The organism is Litchfieldia alkalitelluris (genome assembly GCF_002019645.1).
Lineage (GTDB): Bacteria > Bacillota > Bacilli > Bacillales > Bacillaceae_L > Litchfieldia > Litchfieldia alkalitelluris.
Window position 1 is genome coordinate 3469777 of record NZ_KV917374.1, and the last position, 17077, is coordinate 3486853.

Consider the following 17077-nt stretch of genomic DNA (forward strand, 5'->3'; position numbering starts at 1 on the left):
ATGCTGATACCTACCCTTCATCATTTAAATCATCTTTATTTGTTAATCGTTGTGCAACAGTTTCAGGCTGCACAGCTGATAGAATGACATGATCACTGTCCATAATCATTACAGCCCGAGTCCTTCTACCGTACGTTGCATCGATTAACATGCCCCGATCACGGGCCTCTTGGATCGTCCTTTTTATAGGAGCAGATTCAGGACTAACTATCGAAATAATTCGATTTGCAGAAACAATGTTACCAAAACCAATATTAATCAATTTAATATTCATTCTTGCTCCCCCTAAACATACACAAATCTATTTTTACCGTTATAAGTCTTTGATAATCAAATTTACGGTATTTTCTATTCAATATTCTGAACTTGCTCCTTGATTCGTTCCAAGTAGCTCTTCATTTCAACCACATAGCTTGCAATTGTGTAATCATTGGCCTTAGCACCGATTGTATTTGTCTCTCGGTTCATTTCTTGGACAATAAAATCCAACTTTCGTCCAACTGGGTTTTGTTGATTCAATGTTTCTAGAAGCTGTGTAGCGTGACTTCTTAATCTAATTAACTCTTCACTTATATCTGCTTTATCCGCGAAAATTGCCACTTCAGTCATAATTTTATTTTCATCAACAGCGCCTGACAAGTATTCATTTACTTTGCTAGAAATGCGTTCATGATATTTATCGACTACACTAGGAGCTAACTCTTTAATTTTTGATACTAAATTAACAATATGTAATGTTTGTTCTTGAATTTCTTTAGATAGTTGTTCACCCTCAGTTTCCCTCATAGCTCGAAACTGCTTCATTGCTAAATGAACAGTGTCAATGACTAGAACCTCTAGTTCAGAAGTGTTAGCTTCTTCTTCAACCACTGATGAAACACCTTCTAAATTAAATAAATGGTCTAGAGTGATTTCATCGGTAAGAGCATATCTTTCTTTTGTTTGTTGAAGTAACTGAAAATAGTGGTCCATCAAAGACCAGTCAACTTCCACATTTCGTTTAACAATTCCTTCTCCCTCAACTGTTAAAAATAATTCAATTCTTCCACGTTGAACATATTTATTTATTGCTTTTTTAATTTTATCTTCAATGACTGTAAGTTGTCTAGGGATTCTTACATGTATCTCACAAAATCGGTGGTTTACTGACTTCACTTCAGCAATTACACGTAAATGACCAACTTCTTTCTTAGCACGACCATATCCAGTCATACTGATCATCATTCTTATCACATCCAATATGTACTCAAAATTATATTTTACCATGTTTAAATAGAATTACGCACGTCTTTAATACTTCTATAAATAAAGCACTGCTCAGCCTATGGGTGACAATGATAAGATAGGCACTAATAAAGGGGGCGTTTATAACCTTCCGAATCGACTGGATGGTACCTTAAGCTAGACGCCGAGACTCGGTGCGAAATTTATACTTTCATATATTGTAAAAAAGGCAATGAGCAATGCTCATTACCTTTTGCATTATATCATATTTTATTTTTCTTTTCTTGACAATAATGATCCTGCTAGTAAAAAAGTTGGTAGTGCTGATAATCCAATAATTAATAACCAATCTCTAAGAGCAATTGCTTGTGTATGGAAAATCGGTTGTAACGGCTGATAATATATGACCACAAGCATTAAGAGAATCGACGATATAACAGCCCATACAAGGTATTTATTTTGAAATGGATTACGGTGGAATACAGATTTGTCACTTCTACAATCGAACACATGAATAAGTTGGGCTAGTACAAGAGTGCTAAACGCAATTGTCTGTGCATAGCCAAGATTGTTTGGATCTCTATTATAAACAATCATAAATGCAATTAAGGTTGCAATTCCAATTAAGAAGCCTCTGCTTATTACTTTCCAGCCTAGCCCACGTGCAAAAACTCCTTCTCTAGGACTACGTGGTTTTCTTTTCATTACATCATCCTCTGCCTGATCTAGCCCCAATGCCATTGCAGGTAATCCATCAGTAACAAGGTTCACCCAAAGGATTTGAATTGGGACTAACGGAAGAGGTAAGCCAAGTAGCATAGCAAAAAGCATAACAAGGATTTCACCTACATTTGAAGCTAGTAAGTATCGGATAAATTTCCGGATATTTTCATAGATGTTTCGACCTTCTTTAATGGCTGACTTAATTGTTGCAAAATTGTCATCTAGTAATACGAGTGAAGATGCTTCTTTTGCGACATCCGTACCTGTGATACCCATTGCAATCCCTATATCTGATGCTTTTATTGCAGGTGCATCATTTACCCCATCTCCAGTCATTGCAACAATATGACCTTTCTTCTGAAATGCTTTGACTATTTTTAATTTATGCTCTGGCGAAACACGTGCAAAAACGTAAACATCATCTACGATATCTTCCAATTCTTCGACCGACATGGCTGATAACGCGGCACCATCTAATACCTTTCCACTTCGAGGAAGTATACCAAGTTGAGTTGCTATAGCTTTAGCTGTAATAAGATGATCTCCGGTAATCATGACCGTCTTTATCCCAGCATCCTTACATTCCTTCACAGCCTGCTTTACTTCAGGACGAGGAGGATCAATCATCCCTTGTAATCCGATAAAAGTAAGATCCCTTTCAGCTTCCAATTCTGATGAGATAGGCTGATTTTCTGCTAGCGGTTTGAAAGCAACGGCAATGGTTCTTAATGCCTGTGAAGCAAGTTGTTCAATTGCTTTCTGTACATCTTGTTTATATTGACCATTTAGGTATTGTTGTCTATTTTGCCATAGAATTGATTCACTGTTGTTTAATAAAACATCTGGTGCCCCTTTAGTAATCACATACCGTTTCCCTGCTTTATCTCGAACAACCACACTCATCATTTTACGAGCCGAATCAAAAGGAAACTCATTTTCAATTGTGAATTGCGACAGAAGCTGCTCCTTGCCAATACCTGCTTTTATACTAGCTACAAGTATTGCTCCCTCTGTTGGATCACCATTAATGGTATATTCTTTATCTTTTAAAAATAGTTCTGAATTATTACAGAGCGCCCCAAAGGTTAATAATTGTTGAAGTGATTTTACTTTGCCAGGATCGACAGTTTCGTCGTTTTTATAGAAATTCCCTTGTGGCTCATATCCTGTTCCACTAACGTTCCAAGTTTCTCCACCTGACCATAAATGTGTCACAGTCATCTTATTTTGAGTCATCGTACCAGTTTTGTCAGAGCAGATAACCGATGCACAACCTAGCGTCTCAACAGCTGGTAGCTTTCTAACGATTGATTTCTTCCTGATCATTCGTTGAACACCAAGTGAAAGGGCAACTGTCACGATTGCAGGAAGCCCCTCAGGAATAGCCGCTACAGCTAGTGATACTCCCGCTAAGAACATATTATATATATCATGACCTTGAATGACCCCAATCACTACAACTAGTAAAGTTAATAATAGGGCAACAACAATTAGTATTTTACCTAACTGCTCTAATTTTCTCTGTAAAGGTGTGATCATGGTTTCGGCAGACTGTAACAGATCGGCTATCTGACCCATTGCTGTATCCATGCCTGTTCCAACAACAACACCAATCCCACTTCCTCTTGTCACCATGGTTCCCATGAAAGCCATATTCGTCTGATCACCTAAAGAAGTGTTGTCTTCATTAATAGGCTGAATTTCTTTTGTGACCGGTAATGATTCACCAGTAAGAGCAGATTCCTCAATCTCAAGGCTTTTCACTTCAGTTACCCGAACGTCGGCACCAATTCGATCTCCACTTGAAAACTTAATAACATCCCCAACAACCAGCTCTTTAGAAGGAATTTTCACCCACTCATTGTTTCTTAGAACATTTACCTGAGGTGCTGAAAGCTCCTTTAGTGCATGTAAAGATTTCTCAGCTTTTCTTTCTTGAAAAAATCCAAGAAAACCATTTATTAAAACAATCGCAATTATGGCAATCGCATCAATGTATTCACCTAGCAATCCAGAAATAAGTGTTGCAGCTAATAATACTACCACCATAAAGTCTTTAAATTGTTCTAAAAAAACTAACAAAGCAGATGGTCGATCTGCTTCCTTTAATTCATTAAATCCATATTGCTTTTGCCTTTCTTTTACAGCCTTATCAGATAACCCTGTCTCTAAATCAGTACTTAACGTATTTTCTACATCTTCCTTCCCCATCCGATACCACTTCATTCTGCTATTACACACTCCCTCACTAATAAATCTAGTAACATACAAACGCATTTATAAAAACGATGTAAACAAATAATTTCATTGTTCAATCAAAGCTTATTCAGCCTCGTCCCAAAAAATGCTATACTTTTTGTTAAGGACTTGTCCTAATTACTAAAGGTGATTTTTAAAGAGATTGTTGCTTGTATAATTATTTTTGAGTTGAAGTCTGTTTTTTCGAAGTAAATGGGCGGATTTCCGAGAACAGCCACTTCAATTAATTAATAGGTTTGTTTCGACCAATTTTTTCAGGCGAAGTCTTTCAAAAATAGCCTTAATAGAAAAAGAAAAGGGTGCTTAAACTCATGTCCTTTGATGGGATTTTTACACACGCTGTTGTTGATGAATTAAAAACAGCATTATCATCTGGAAGAATTTCAAAAATTCACCAGCCATATAAACAAGAATTAATCTTTCAAATACGTGCAAATGGGAAAAACCATAAGCTATTTATCTCTGCACATCCAAGTTACGCAAGAATTCATTTAACCAATGAAAATTATGAAAACCCTAGCGAACCACCTATGTTCTGCATGCTTTTAAGAAAACATTTAGAAGGAAGTATTATCGAGAACATTGAGCAAATTGAGATGGATCGAGTGCTTATTTTTACAATTAAAAGCCGAAATGAAATTGGAGATATTTCATATAAGCAACTCGTTGTAGAGATCATGGGGCGGCATAGCAACATTATTCTGCTAGATATGGAAAGACAAATGATATTAGATAGTATTAAACATATCTCACCTGCTGTTAACCGACACCGAATTGTGTTACCGGGTCAGGAATACATTGCACCTCCTGCTCAACAAAAGATGAATCCATTACTTGTAGAAGAAGACATGATTTTAAAGAAGATAAATTTTAATGCAGGAAAGATTGACCAACAAATCGTCGAGCAATTTTCGGGGATCTCACCCTTATTTGCCCGTGAAATTACCCACCTTGCTGGACTTGTCAACAGAGTAACGTTACCAAAGGCATTTCTCGGGTTAATAGAAAAGGTAAATAAGAAACAATATACTCCTACTTTGATTATTAATCCGAAAAAAGAGTACTTTTATATGATTGATTTGGAGCATATTGAAGGAGAAAGAAAAGAATTTGAATCAATTAGTGAAATGCTGGACCGTTATTACTACGGAAAAGCTGAGAGGGATCGAGTAAAGCAACAAGGCAATGACCTTGAACGCTTCATTTCAAATGAACGAAATAAAAATAAGAAGAAAATTAATAAACTGATTCAAACTCTTGAGGATGCAGGAAAAGCAGATCAATACAAATTATTTGGCGAACTCTTAACCGCTAATATGTATACCATTACTAGAGGGATGAAAGAAATCGAATTAATTAATTATTATACTGAGGAACAAGAGGTTATTAAAATTCCCTTAAATCCTATGAAATCACCTTCTGATAATGCTCAGGCCTACTTTCAAAAATATCAAAAAGCGAAAAACTCAATTTCAATAGTTGAAGATCAAATAACAAAAGCAAAAGAGGAAATAACATATTTTGACACTCTTTATCAGCAAATTGAATCTGCTTCTCCTAAGGATATACAGGAAATTAGAGAGGAACTAATTGAGGAAGGTTATTTAAAGAGTCGACAAACTAAAGGTAACAAAAAGTCGAAGCCTCAAAAACCGATTCTCGAGAAATATACCTCTAGTGACGGGACAACTATACTAGTTGGAAAGAATAATAAACAAAATGACTATTTAACCAATAAAGTGGCTGCTCGAGATGAAATGTGGTTGCATACAAAGGATATACCAGGATCACATGTTGTGATTCAAAGTAAAGATCCTTCTGAACAAACCATTTTAGAAGCTGCTAATCTTGCTGCTTATTTTAGTAAAGCAAAAACTTCCGCTTCCGTACCAGTGGATTATACATTGATTAGACATGTTAAAAAGCCCAGCGGTTCGAAGCCTGGATATGTAATCTATGATAATCAAAATACGGTTTATGTAACACCTGATGAGGATTTGGTGTTGGCTTTGAGGCAATAAGAAAAGTGTAGGGCTCCCGTCTATCGGCGACAGGCATAAGACAGTACTGAAAGAAGGTGCTTTTGCTTTCCGTTGTGATTGGCTTATGCCCCCGAGCCGATGGCGCCTGGGCTAGAGAAAAAAGGATTCAATTATTTATATTTTTATCTATTAAGAAAATTTCTAGCGCCTTGGTCAGTCCCGAAAAAGAGATGGAGGACCCTTCCAAGGGTCTAGGTGCTGGAGCTAGACAAGAAAAGAGACTGGGACAAAACCCGGTCCTTTTTTGTTTAATGAATCCGATAATCTGTACTTCTATGCCATTTACTCCTTTAAAATACAAAGGGTACAATTCTCCACCACACTTCTTACACGAAAACATAGGTGGAGTGGTAGGATCTAAAAACCAAAGGTGTGTAGACAAGCTATTACTCTAGGAGTTACTTTTACTTTCGTTTTAAGTGGCTGTGTCATATCATATTGATTTCACTGTGGTTGAATTTAAACGGAAAAATTCCGCTTAAATTGGGAAATATCAACATTTCCCTAAAAATAACAGGAGTTTTTCCGCTTATATGACCAGAATCTTTAGATTTAGTCATATATTAGAGACGTTAACCGGAATTCCTCCGGTTATATCTGCTTCTTAAGCCCTACTAGATACATTAACCGGAATTTCTCCGTCTATGAGTTCCTATACCTACGCGAAAAATCAACAAAGATGAATAACAAAGCTGCAAAAAAAAGTCCATTATGATCCGTGCTGCCTCATCCATAAATTCTTTAGAAGATGTCGATGTTGAAAGAAGACATCACGTAATCTAAAAAATTACATATCTACTATTAACTTGGAAAACATCTTCTGTGAGTAGTCTACTGCACCTTCACTTTCTCCAACAGAACAGGTCGTACAATATCTACCTTTACAACGATATGGTATTTTTCTAAACCACATCACCCTCTAGACAAAAAGAGTTTGAATCATTTTCTGTATCCCACAGTCCCTAAATTTCCCAACCTCCTTAATGACAATAGGACGAATCTTTGAACCCAAACTTTTTCTTGAATGCTTCTCAATATTGATATTTATCAAAGAATATTTGTTTTAGAATAGTAGCCTCCACACACGAAAAATACCACAGTATCAACGACTGTGGCAGTGCAAAATTTTATGATTTCTTATCTTTCAAGAAATTTGGTTCACTTTCTTCTTTTTCATAACCGACTTAACTGCTTCAGAGACTTGTTTCGATTCATTTATTTACCTCTAAAACTCTAAACAACTACCACAAAATAAAAAAAGCCCTAGAGAACATAGCTCTAAGGACCAAAATTTATTAATTATTAACTTTCACATCCAGCCATTCAGTCGGATTCGCTCTAAATCGTTCAAGCTTTTCTATATCATCCGCCGAAATAACACCCTTCTCTAAAGCAACTTCTACTAAAGAAGTATAGTCACTTAAAGAGACGGCATTGATTGTCTCTTCAGCCATCTTTTTATAACCAGCTTCAAGCTCGTATGAAAAAATCGCAACCACTCCAAGAACTTCACAACCAGCTTCTCTCAACGCCTTAACAGCCGTGATAACACTACCGCCGGTTGAGATTAAATCCTCTACGACAACAACCTTTTGACCTTCTACAACTTTCCCCTCAATTTGATTCCCTTTTCCATGCTCTTTGGCTTTACTACGAACATAGCACATAGGTAAGTCTAAAACGTCACTAACCCATGCTGCATGAGGAATCCCAGCTGTTGCAGTACCTGCTACTACTTCCGTTTCTGGAAAGTTTTCTTTAATTAAATTAGATAAACCACTAGCAATGTCTTTTCTTACGGAAGGGAAAGAAAGTGTTAGTCGATTATCACAGTAAATAGGAGATTTAATTCCAGACGACCATGTAAAAGGATCATTTGGTTTTAAGAACACTGCTCCAATTTCTAGTAAATGGCTTGCGATTAATTTATTCATACAATTACCCCTTCCCAACTCTTTTTAATATCATGATAAGCAATTAATGGATCCTTAGCTTTCGTAATGCTTCTTCCTACAACTATTCCTGTAGAACCTAATTCTCTAGCATACTCTGGTGTTACGATTCGAGTTTGATCTCCCTTTTCATCACTAGCAAGACGAATTCCTGGAGTAATTGTCATAAAATCTTCACCTAAAGATTCTCTAAGGATAGGCACTTCAAGTGATGAACAAACAACTCCTTCTAATCCACTTCGTTTCGCCAAGCGACCGTAGTGAACCACAACATCATTTAACGGCCGCTCAATCAAAAGCTGTTCATTCATCATCTTCTCAGACGTACTAGTTAACTGTGTTACGCCAATTAGACTTGGTCGTTTCGTCCCAACAGCTGTACCCTGATCCAAACCTTCCAAGGCAGCCTCCATCATAAGAGATCCACCAGCACAATGTAAATTCGTTAAATCAACACCTAATTTAGCAAGACCCTTCATCGCTGATTTTACCGTATTCGGGATATCATGAAGCTTTAAATCAAGGAAAATCGAATGCCCTTGCTCCTTTAATGCATGAATGATTGCTGGTCCTTCTTGGTAAAAAAGCTCCATCCCCACCTTTACATAAAGAGATTCATCCTTAAAATTTACTAGAAAGTTATTTACTTCTTGTAAACTAGGAAAATCAAGAGCTATAATTAACGGTCTTTGCATTCTTTCCCCAGCTCCTTCCAATACACTCTGAAATATGGTCAAACCCTAGTTCATCCAATAAACGAGGTAAATCATCAATGATGGTCGGACAGATGAAAGGATCTACAAAGTTGGCTGTACCAACTGCTACTGCACTTGCACCAGCATAAAAATATTCAAGTACATCTTCAGCTGTTTGTACTCCACCCATACCAATAATCGGAATAGAGACCGCTTGACTTACTTCATAAATCATTCGAATTGCAACTGGTTTAATCGCAGGGCCTGAAAGACCGCCTGTTTTATTCGCTAAAACTGGTTTTCCTGTTTTCAAGTCAATTCTCATTCCGACTAACGTGTTGATCATCGTTAAACCATCAGCACCAGCGTTTTCTACCGCTTTTGCCATATCCACGATATTTGCTACATTAGGTGATAATTTAACGTAGACAGGTACTTCTGATACGTCCTTCACTTTCTTCGTTAAATCGGCCGCAATTTCAGGAATGGTACCAAACGCAATTCCACCTGTTTTTACATTTGGACAGGATATGTTTAATTCTAATGCGTGTACATTTGGTGCTTTTGAGATCTCACTAGCTACCTGCACGTAGTCTTCTACTTGCGAACCAGCCACATTTGCAATGATTGGAACATTATATTGATTTAACCAAGGAAGCTCGTTTTGTAATACGTTATCAAGTCCAGGGTTTTGCAATCCGATTGCATTGAGCATTCCAGAAGTAGTCTCAGCAACTCTTGGTGTAGGATTCCCAAATCTAGGTTCCGCTGTTGTTGCTTTTATCATAATGGCACCAAGTAGACTCAAGTCATAAAACTGTGCATATTCTTTACCGAATCCGAAGCAACCAGATGCTGGCATAATGGGATTTTTGAGTTGTAAACCTGGTAATTCCATTTGTAATCGACTCACAGTACTACCTCCCCTACTTTAAACACTGGTCCATCACTACATACCTTTTTATATGAAAATCCTGTTGGATCATCCGCTGTATGACAAACACACGCAAAACATGCACCTACGCCACAACCCATCCGTTCTTCTAATGAGATATAAACATTTTTATCAGCATATTGTGACTCAATCGCCCGTAACATCGGAGTTGGTCCACATGAATATAAAACATCAAAAGTTAGTCCATAATTAGCAATAACATCCGTGACAAAGCCTCTTTCACCATAGCTTCCATCTACTGTTGCAATATACGTATCACCTAAAAGAGAAAACTTTTCTTGATAAAACACTGCTGATACAGACTGAAACCCAAGCACATGGATGACCTTTACACCTTTAGCGACTAATTGCTTTGATAATTCATAAAGTGGTGGGACACCAATTCCTCCGCCAACAAGGAGAGCTGTTTCCCCTTCTGAAACAGCTTCTAACGGAAAACCGTTCCCAAGCGGACCTAATACATCAACTGTTTCTCCGGTTGATTTTTCAGAAAGGACTCGAGTACCGAGCCCTTCACTGCGATAAATCATTGTAAACTGGTTTTGAGTTTTATCTATATTAGCAATACTAATTGGTCTTCTTAGTAAAGGATCTGTACTACTCGCTACTTTTAAATGAACGAACTGACCTGGTTCCTTAATTTCTTGAACTAAGTCACCTTGTAACGTTAGTTCAAAGATGTTTTCTACGATTGATGTTTGAGAAATTACTTTCATCAGTTCTTTTTTAATCAAGAAAAAGTCACCTCACGTGTTTGAACGATTTTAGGCATAGCTTCACTTGAAAATGTCATTGATTCTAACACTCCAAGGATTGCTTTTGCTGTATCTAGTGAAGTTAAACATGCTACTCCATTTTCTACTGATTCACGACGAATTCTGAATCCATCACGAAGTGGCTGCTTTCCTCTTGTTAATGTGTTAATTACAAATTGTGCTTCTCCTTGGCGGATGACATCAATTAAATTCTTTTCTTGTGATCCAATTTTGTTTACAACTGTTACTGGAATTCCAGCTTGTGTGATTAAGCTCGCTGTTCCACTTGTAGCCATAATGTTATATCCAATAGCGTAAAATCTTTTAGCGATATCTAATGCCTCTTCCTTATCTTTATCAGCAATTGTCATCAGAACTGATCCATGTGTAGAAATTTTAGTACCTGCTGCTACAAGACCTTTGTATAAAGCTTTTTCAAGTGTAGAGTCTTTACCCATTACTTCACCTGTTGATTTCATTTCCGGTCCAAGTGAGATGTCTACTCTTCTTAGCTTTGCAAATGAGAAGACAGGAACCTTAACATATACTCCTTCACTTTCAGGATGTAACCCTGTTTGATAGCCAAGATCTCTTAATGAAGTTCCCAAGATTACTTTTGTTGCAATATTCGCCATTGGTACACCAGTAATTTTACTTAAGAATGGAACGGTTCTACTAGAACGTGGATTAACCTCTAGTACATAAACTACTTCTTTTGCGATAACAAATTGAATGTTTAATAGTCCCTTAATCTTTAAGCCTTTTGCTAGTGAAATTGTATGGTTAATAATTTGTTCTCTAACATCTTGTGACAAGCTTTGCGGTGGATACACTGCAATTGAATCTCCTGAATGGACTCCAGCACGCTCAATATGCTCCATGATTCCAGGAATAAACACTGTTTCACCATCACAAATCGCATCTACTTCGATTTCTTTACCAGTTAAGTAACGATCGATTAATACCGGATGTTGCGGATTAACTTTTACTGCATTTTCCATATAGTGAAGCAACTCTTCAGTTTTATAAACGATTTCCATCGCTCTCCCACCAAGTACGTAGGATGGACGGACTAATACTGGATATCCAATAGATTCAGCAATTAATACTGCTTGTTCAACAGAGGTAGCAGTTTTCCCTTTTGGTTGTGGTACACCAAGTTCATTAATTGTTTGTTCGAATTTATCACGATTCTCTGCACGATCCATGTCTTCTAAAGACGTTCCTAAGATTTTTACGCCTCTAGCCGCAAGACCGTCAGCCAAGTTAATTGCTGTTTGCCCACCGAATTGAACAACTACACCTTCTGGTTTCTCGAGTTCAACAATATGCATAACATCTTCTAGTGTTAATGGTTCGAAATAAAGCTTATCAGAGATACTGAAATCAGTGGATACTGTCTCTGGGTTATTGTTGATAATAATAGCTTCATATCCAGCTTCTTTAATTGCCCATACTGAATGTACTGTTGCATAATCAAACTCAATTCCCTGACCAATTCGGATTGGTCCAGAACCTAACACAATCACACTTTTACGTTCTGTTACGATTGATTCGTTTTCATCTTCATATGTTCCATAGAAGTAAGCTGTTGATGATTCAAATTCAGCTGCACATGTATCTACCATTTTGTACACTGGCATGATATTTTCGTTCGTGCGAATTTGATAGATTTCTTGTTCTGCCATTTCCCAGAGATTTGCAATCGCATAGTCAGAGAAACCTAGTTTCTTTGCTTGAATTAATGTTTCTTTATCACCTTTATGCTCCTTTAATCTAGCTTCAAAACTGATAATATTCTTGATTTTTTGAAGGAAGAATAAATCGATTTCACTCCATGCGTGGATTTGCTCAATGGTTACTCCTCGTCTAATGGCTTCAGCAATATAGAATAAGCGCTCATCTCCAGCTTTGCGAATTCTCTTTTCAATGATTTCGTCATCAAAGCTTGCTGCATCCTTTAATTCTAAGTGATATACATTTGCTTCCAGTGAACGAACCGCTTTTAAAATCGATTCTTCAAAGTTACGTCCGATTGCCATCACTTCACCAGTTGCTTTCATTTGAGTTCCAAGGCGTCTGTTTGCTGATTCAAATTTATCGAAAGGCCATCTTGGAATTTTTGTAACAACATAATCAAGAGCTGGTTCAAAGCAAGCGTATGTTTTTCCAGTTACAGGGTTAATCATTTCATCAAGTGTTAATCCTACTGCGATTTTAGCTGCAAGCTTAGCAATTGGATAGCCAGTTGCTTTAGAAGCAAGTGCAGATGAACGACTTACACGAGGGTTTACCTCAATAATATAGTAGTTAAAGCTATGGGGATCTAATGCCAGTTGAACATTACAACCACCTTCGATTTGAAGTGCACGAATAATTTTTAATGAAGTATTACGTAATAATTGATATTCACGGTCACTTAACGTTTGGCTTGGTGCAGTTACAATGGAATCACCTGTGTGAACGCCAACTGGATCAAAGTTTTCCATATTACACACTACAATTGCATTATCTGCTGAATCGCGCATTACCTCATATTCTATTTCCTTAAACCCAGCAATGCTTTTTTCAAGTAGACATTGTGTTACAGGGCTGTTCTTCAAACCACTTGTGACTATTTCAGTTAATTCTTCATCATTATGGCAGATACCGCCTCCTGTTCCACCAAGTGTATAAGCTGGTCTAACAATAACCGGATATCCAATTTCTCCAACAAATTTAAATGCTTCTTCTAAAGTATGGATAATATCACTATCAGGAACTGGCTCATTTAATTCATTCATTAATGTACGGAACAAGTCTCTGTCTTCCGCTTTTTCAATCGCAGAAAGCTTCGTACCTAAGATTTCTACTCCACACTCATCTAAAACACCAGAGTTTGCTAGTTCTACAGCTAGATTAAGACCTGTTTGCCCACCAAGTGTTGGTAAAAGGGCATCTGGACGTTCTTTACGAATGATACGACTTACAAATTCAAGATTCAGAGGTTCAATGTATACTTTGTCTGCAATTTCTGTATCTGTCATGATTGTTGCAGGGTTTGAGTTAACCAATATAACTTTATAGCCTTCTTCTTTTAATGCGATACAAGCTTGAGTACCTGCATAATCAAATTCTGCTGCTTGCCCAATAACAATTGGTCCTGATCCGATTACTAGAATTGTATTTATGTCTACGCGTTTTGGCATACTTTTTCCCCTGCTTTCTTGTTAGTTTCAATCATCTGTAAGAATTCATTGAACAGTCCATTCGCATCCTCTGGTCCTGGTGAGGCTTCTGGATGGTATTGAACAGTAAATGCTAGGAATTCCTTATGGCGTACTCCTTCAACTGTTCCATCATTTAAAGCGATATGGGTTACTTCTAGTTCTGTAGTTTTTAGTGATTCTTCATTTACTGTATATCCGTGGTTTTGTGAAGTAATCGCTACCTTCCCAGTAGCTAAATCTTTTACTGGATGATTTGAGCCACGGTGACCAAATTTTAACTTTTCTGTATCTGCACCATTTGCTAGTGCGAATAACTGATGACCTAAACAAATTCCGAACAATGGCACCTTCCCTAACACTCCATTTATCATTTCAAGTGCTTCTGGTACATCCTTTGGGTCCCCAGGTCCATTACTCAGCATGATTCCATCAGGACTTAAGGATAGAACTTCTTCAGCAGTTACATTATAAGGAACAACGATCACATCACAGTCTCTATTATTTAACTCTCTTAAGATACCGTGCTTCATACCATAGTCAACTAGTACGACACGATGTCCTCTTCCAGGACTTGGGTACGCACTTTTGGTAGATACTGTTTTTACTTGATCTGTTGGCAACCTATGACCCTTTAACTTAGCCACAACCTCATCCACATTTGCATCCAATCCACAAAAGGCACCTTTAAGCGCTCCATGCTGACGAATAATTCTAGTAAGCTTTCTTGTATCAATACCCGCTAATCCAGGAATGTTTTTTGCTTTAAAATAATCATTTAATGTAAATTGATTACGAAAATTTGAAGGATGTTCACAAACCTCTTTCACAATAAACCCGTGTATTGCTGGATTTATAGATTCAAAATCATCACGGTTAATTCCATAGTTTCCGATAAGAGGGTACGTCAATGTTACGATTTGCCCACAATAAGATGGATCCGAAAGAATTTCTTGGTAACCAGTCATACCTGTATTAAATACAACCTCACCAATTGTGTCTTCTTCACTACCGAAGCCTTCACCCACAAATACTGTTCCATCTTCTAATACTAGTTGTCGTTTCATACTAAGACGCTCCCTTTCTCCCAAGCAATTTTGCCATTCACTAACGTCATAACTGGCCATCCCTTACAATTCCAACCAGCAAATGGTGTGTTTCTTCCTTTTGATAAAAATGTTTCTGGATTAATTTCCTGTTCTTCTTTTAAATCTATAATTGTAATGTCAGCTACAGCTCCAACCTCTAAACTTCCTCTGTCTAGACTAAATGTTTCAGCAGGTTTAACTGTTAAGAATTCGATTAATTGTTGTAATGTTATTTTTCCCGTTTCCACAAAGTGTGTGTACAATAACGGAAAAGCTGTTTCTAATCCTACAATCCCAAAAGGTGCTAGCAGCATTCCCTCATTTTTTTCGTCAGCAGTATGTGGCGCATGATCCGTCGCAATGAAATCAATCGTGCCATCAAGTAAGCCTTCAATTAATGCAGCACGGTCTGCTTTTCCACGGAGTGGCGGATTCATTTTATAATTAGGATCTAAACCTGGAATATCTTCGTCACATAATAATAAGTGGTGTGGTGTGACTTCTGCAGTAACCTTTATTCCTGCGCGCTTTGCATCTCTCACTACTCGCACAGACTCTTTTGTACTGATATGACAAACATGATAATGACATTCTGCAGCTTCAGCTAACAACACATCTCTTGCAATATGAACAGATTCACATACTGCTGGTATACCATTTAGACCGTTTTCCTTAGAAAATACACCCTCATGCACACTACCTTTGTTTATAAGTGTGTTTTCTTCACAGTGAGCAACAATCGGCATATTAATTGATGCAGCTTTTTTCATTGCTTGAAGCATCATCGCTGCTGATTGAACACCAACACCATCATCAGTAAAAGCAAAGGCACCGGCATTTTTTAATCCTTCCATATCAACAAGTTCTTCGCCTAATTCGCGGATTGTAATTGATGCATATGGTAAAACATTTACATGAGCGGTTTCTTGAATTCTAGTTTGTAGTTTATTCATCTGTTCAACACAATCTGGTACTGGTCTTGTATTTGGCATTGCTGCAATGGTTGTAAATCCACCTTTTGCTGCAGAGTATGAACCAGTTTCAATAGTTTCCTTATGTTCGCCGCCCGGCTCACGTAAATGTACATGTACATCGATAAAGCCAGCTGAAATTAAGTTTCCTTTCACATCAATAAGTTCACAGTTTGTTTGGTCTAAGTTCTGACCTATCTCTACGATTTTATTATTCTCAATTTTAACTTCTACCTCATTTAATTGACCTTCATTATTTATAACTGTTCCATTAATTAGTAGTGTTAACATACAACCACTCCTTCTTTCGCTACTTGTAATGCGCGTTTTAATACAGCCATTCTGATAAAAACTCCATTTTCCATTTGTTTAAAAATCATAGAGCGTTCACATTCAACCAACTCACTTGCAATTTCAACATCTCGATTAAACGGTGCTGGATGCATGATAATGCTTCCTAATTTCATGCGTTTTTCTCGTTCAATCGTTAACCCAAACAATGCATGGTAATCTTTTTTAGATAGACCCATTGCTTCATTATGACGTTCATGTTGAATTCTAAGGAGCATAACTACATCAGAAGTTTCAATCGCTTCATCAATATGAACATATTGACCATATGGATTTGTACTGTCTTGCCATTGATTGGGTGCGGAAAAGACAACCTCTGCTCCCAGCCTATTTAGTACTTCTGCATTAGAACGAGCAACACGACTATGTCGGATGTCTCCAACAATCGCAATCTTTAATCCTTTAAATCTTCCAAACTGTTGTTTTATCGTTAAAAGATCTAGGAGTGATTGAGTGGGATGATGACCACATCCATCACCTGCATTAATAATTGGTATATTCACTTTACCTTGTAACTCTTTGAAATATTCATCTTGGGGATGTCGAATGACTACCGCTTTTGCTCCAATTGCTTGTAGTGTTCGGATTGTGTCATATAAGGTTTCACCTTTTTGAACACTAGATGTTTCAGCTTCAAAATTTAATACCTCAAATCCCATTTTGCGCTCTGCCACTTCAAAACTAAATTTTGTTCTTGTACTTGGTTCAAAGAAAAGATTTGCAATGAATGTTTGTTGATCAATACTCCATTGTTTACCGTTTTTAAATTTTTCGGCATCCTCAAGGATCTCATCTAAGTCTGTAATTGTTAGTTCATTCATTGTTAGTAAATGGTTCATAGCCATTCCTCCTATTT

The 17077-nt window shown here is 37.3% G+C and carries 12 protein-coding genes and 1 pseudogene; 1 reads left to right on the plus strand and 12 read right to left on the minus strand.

All coding sequences use genetic code 11. The features are described 5' to 3' along the window. Positions 1-10 precede the first annotated feature (10 nt). The 3 genes from remA to BK579_RS16195 form a co-directional block, all read right to left on the minus strand. The gene (remA, locus tag BK579_RS16185; RefSeq protein WP_078547234.1) at positions 11-274 is read right to left on the minus strand and encodes an extracellular matrix/biofilm regulator RemA; all 264 of its coding nucleotides are present in this window, start codon (positions 272-274) and stop codon (positions 11-13) included. A 74-nt stretch (positions 275-348) separates the two neighbouring features. Further along, the gene (locus tag BK579_RS16190; protein WP_078547236.1) at positions 349-1224 is read right to left on the minus strand and encodes a YicC/YloC family endoribonuclease; all 876 of its coding nucleotides are present in this window, start codon (positions 1222-1224) and stop codon (positions 349-351) included. Positions 1225-1494: 270 nt separating this feature from the next. After that, the gene (locus BK579_RS16195) at positions 1495-4173 is read right to left on the minus strand and encodes a calcium-translocating P-type ATPase, SERCA-type (protein ID WP_078547238.1); all 2679 of its coding nucleotides are present in this window, start codon (positions 4171-4173) and stop codon (positions 1495-1497) included. Positions 4174-4517: 344 nt separating this feature from the next. Between BK579_RS16195 and BK579_RS16200 the strand changes: the two genes are divergently transcribed. Next, positions 4518-6227: an Rqc2 family fibronectin-binding protein gene (locus tag BK579_RS16200; RefSeq protein ID WP_078547240.1), complete on the plus strand. Its 1710-nt coding sequence runs from the start codon at positions 4518-4520 to the stop codon at positions 6225-6227. Positions 6228-6946: 719 nt separating this feature from the next. Here BK579_RS16200 and BK579_RS27160 read toward each other — a convergent pair. The 9 genes and pseudogenes from BK579_RS27160 to BK579_RS16245 all read right to left on the minus strand — a co-directional run. Then, positions 6947-7330, minus strand: a pseudogene (locus tag BK579_RS27160) (transposase zinc-binding domain-containing protein); the annotation flags it as partial. Between the two features lie 213 nt (positions 7331-7543). Next, entirely contained in the window at positions 7544-8182 is a 639-nt protein-coding gene (gene pyrE, locus BK579_RS16210) for an orotate phosphoribosyltransferase (RefSeq protein ID WP_078547244.1), read from the minus strand. Beyond that, the gene (pyrF, locus tag BK579_RS16215; RefSeq protein WP_078547246.1) at positions 8179-8895 is read right to left on the minus strand and encodes an orotidine-5'-phosphate decarboxylase; all 717 of its coding nucleotides are present in this window, start codon (positions 8893-8895) and stop codon (positions 8179-8181) included. The genes pyrE and pyrF overlap by 4 nt, the downstream gene beginning before the upstream one ends. Further along, positions 8867-9808: a dihydroorotate dehydrogenase gene (locus tag BK579_RS16220; protein WP_078547247.1), complete on the minus strand. Its 942-nt coding sequence runs from the start codon at positions 9806-9808 to the stop codon at positions 8867-8869. The genes pyrF and BK579_RS16220 overlap by 29 nt, the downstream gene beginning before the upstream one ends. Then, positions 9805-10584: a dihydroorotate dehydrogenase electron transfer subunit gene (locus BK579_RS16225; RefSeq protein ID WP_078547249.1), complete on the minus strand. Its 780-nt coding sequence runs from the start codon at positions 10582-10584 to the stop codon at positions 9805-9807. The genes BK579_RS16220 and BK579_RS16225 overlap by 4 nt, the downstream gene beginning before the upstream one ends. After that, positions 10581-13793 carry a carbamoyl-phosphate synthase large subunit gene (gene carB / locus BK579_RS16230; RefSeq protein ID WP_078547251.1) on the minus strand — a complete coding sequence of 1071 codons (3213 nt, stop codon included), beginning with the start codon at positions 13791-13793 and terminating at the stop codon, positions 10581-10583. The genes BK579_RS16225 and carB overlap by 4 nt, the downstream gene beginning before the upstream one ends. Beyond that, a complete protein-coding gene (locus BK579_RS16235; RefSeq protein WP_078547253.1) occupies positions 13778-14878 on the minus strand; it encodes a carbamoyl phosphate synthase small subunit in 1101 nt (366 codons plus the stop codon). Before BK579_RS16235 ends, carB begins: the two co-directional genes overlap by 16 nt. Then, positions 14875-16161: a dihydroorotase gene (locus BK579_RS16240; RefSeq protein WP_078547255.1), complete on the minus strand. Its 1287-nt coding sequence runs from the start codon at positions 16159-16161 to the stop codon at positions 14875-14877. Before BK579_RS16240 ends, BK579_RS16235 begins: the two co-directional genes overlap by 4 nt. Beyond that, on the minus strand, positions 16155-17060 hold the full coding sequence (locus BK579_RS16245; protein ID WP_139365113.1) for an aspartate carbamoyltransferase catalytic subunit: 906 nt from the start codon (positions 17058-17060) through the stop codon (positions 16155-16157). Before BK579_RS16245 ends, BK579_RS16240 begins: the two co-directional genes overlap by 7 nt. Between the last annotated feature and the right edge of the window lie 17 nt (positions 17061-17077).

Excerpts from the sequence above, each read along its gene's own strand:
- remA (WP_078547234.1), bottom strand. The coding sequence starts at position 274 with ATGAATATTAAATTGATTAATATTGGTTTTGGTAACATTGTTTCTGCA.
- BK579_RS16200 (WP_078547240.1), top strand. The coding sequence starts at position 4,518 with ATGTCCTTTGATGGGATTTTTACACACGCTGTTGTTGATGAATTAAAA.
- carB (WP_078547251.1), bottom strand. The coding sequence starts at position 13,793 with ATGCCAAAACGCGTAGACATAAATACAATTCTAGTAATCGGATCAGGA.
- BK579_RS16195 (WP_078547238.1), bottom strand. The coding sequence starts at position 4,173 with ATGAAGTGGTATCGGATGGGGAAGGAAGATGTAGAAAATACGTTAAGT.
- BK579_RS16240 (WP_078547255.1), bottom strand. The coding sequence starts at position 16,161 with ATGTTAACACTACTAATTAATGGAACAGTTATAAATAATGAAGGTCAA.
- BK579_RS16245 (WP_139365113.1), bottom strand. The coding sequence starts at position 17,060 with ATGAACCATTTACTAACAATGAATGAACTAACAATTACAGACTTAGAT.
- BK579_RS16190 (WP_078547236.1), bottom strand. The coding sequence starts at position 1,224 with ATGATGATCAGTATGACTGGATATGGTCGTGCTAAGAAAGAAGTTGGT.
- pyrF (WP_078547246.1), bottom strand. The coding sequence starts at position 8,895 with ATGCAAAGACCGTTAATTATAGCTCTTGATTTTCCTAGTTTACAAGAA.
- pyrE (WP_078547244.1), bottom strand. The coding sequence starts at position 8,182 with ATGAATAAATTAATCGCAAGCCATTTACTAGAAATTGGAGCAGTGTTC.
- BK579_RS16235 (WP_078547253.1), bottom strand. The coding sequence starts at position 14,878 with ATGAAACGACAACTAGTATTAGAAGATGGAACAGTATTTGTGGGTGAA.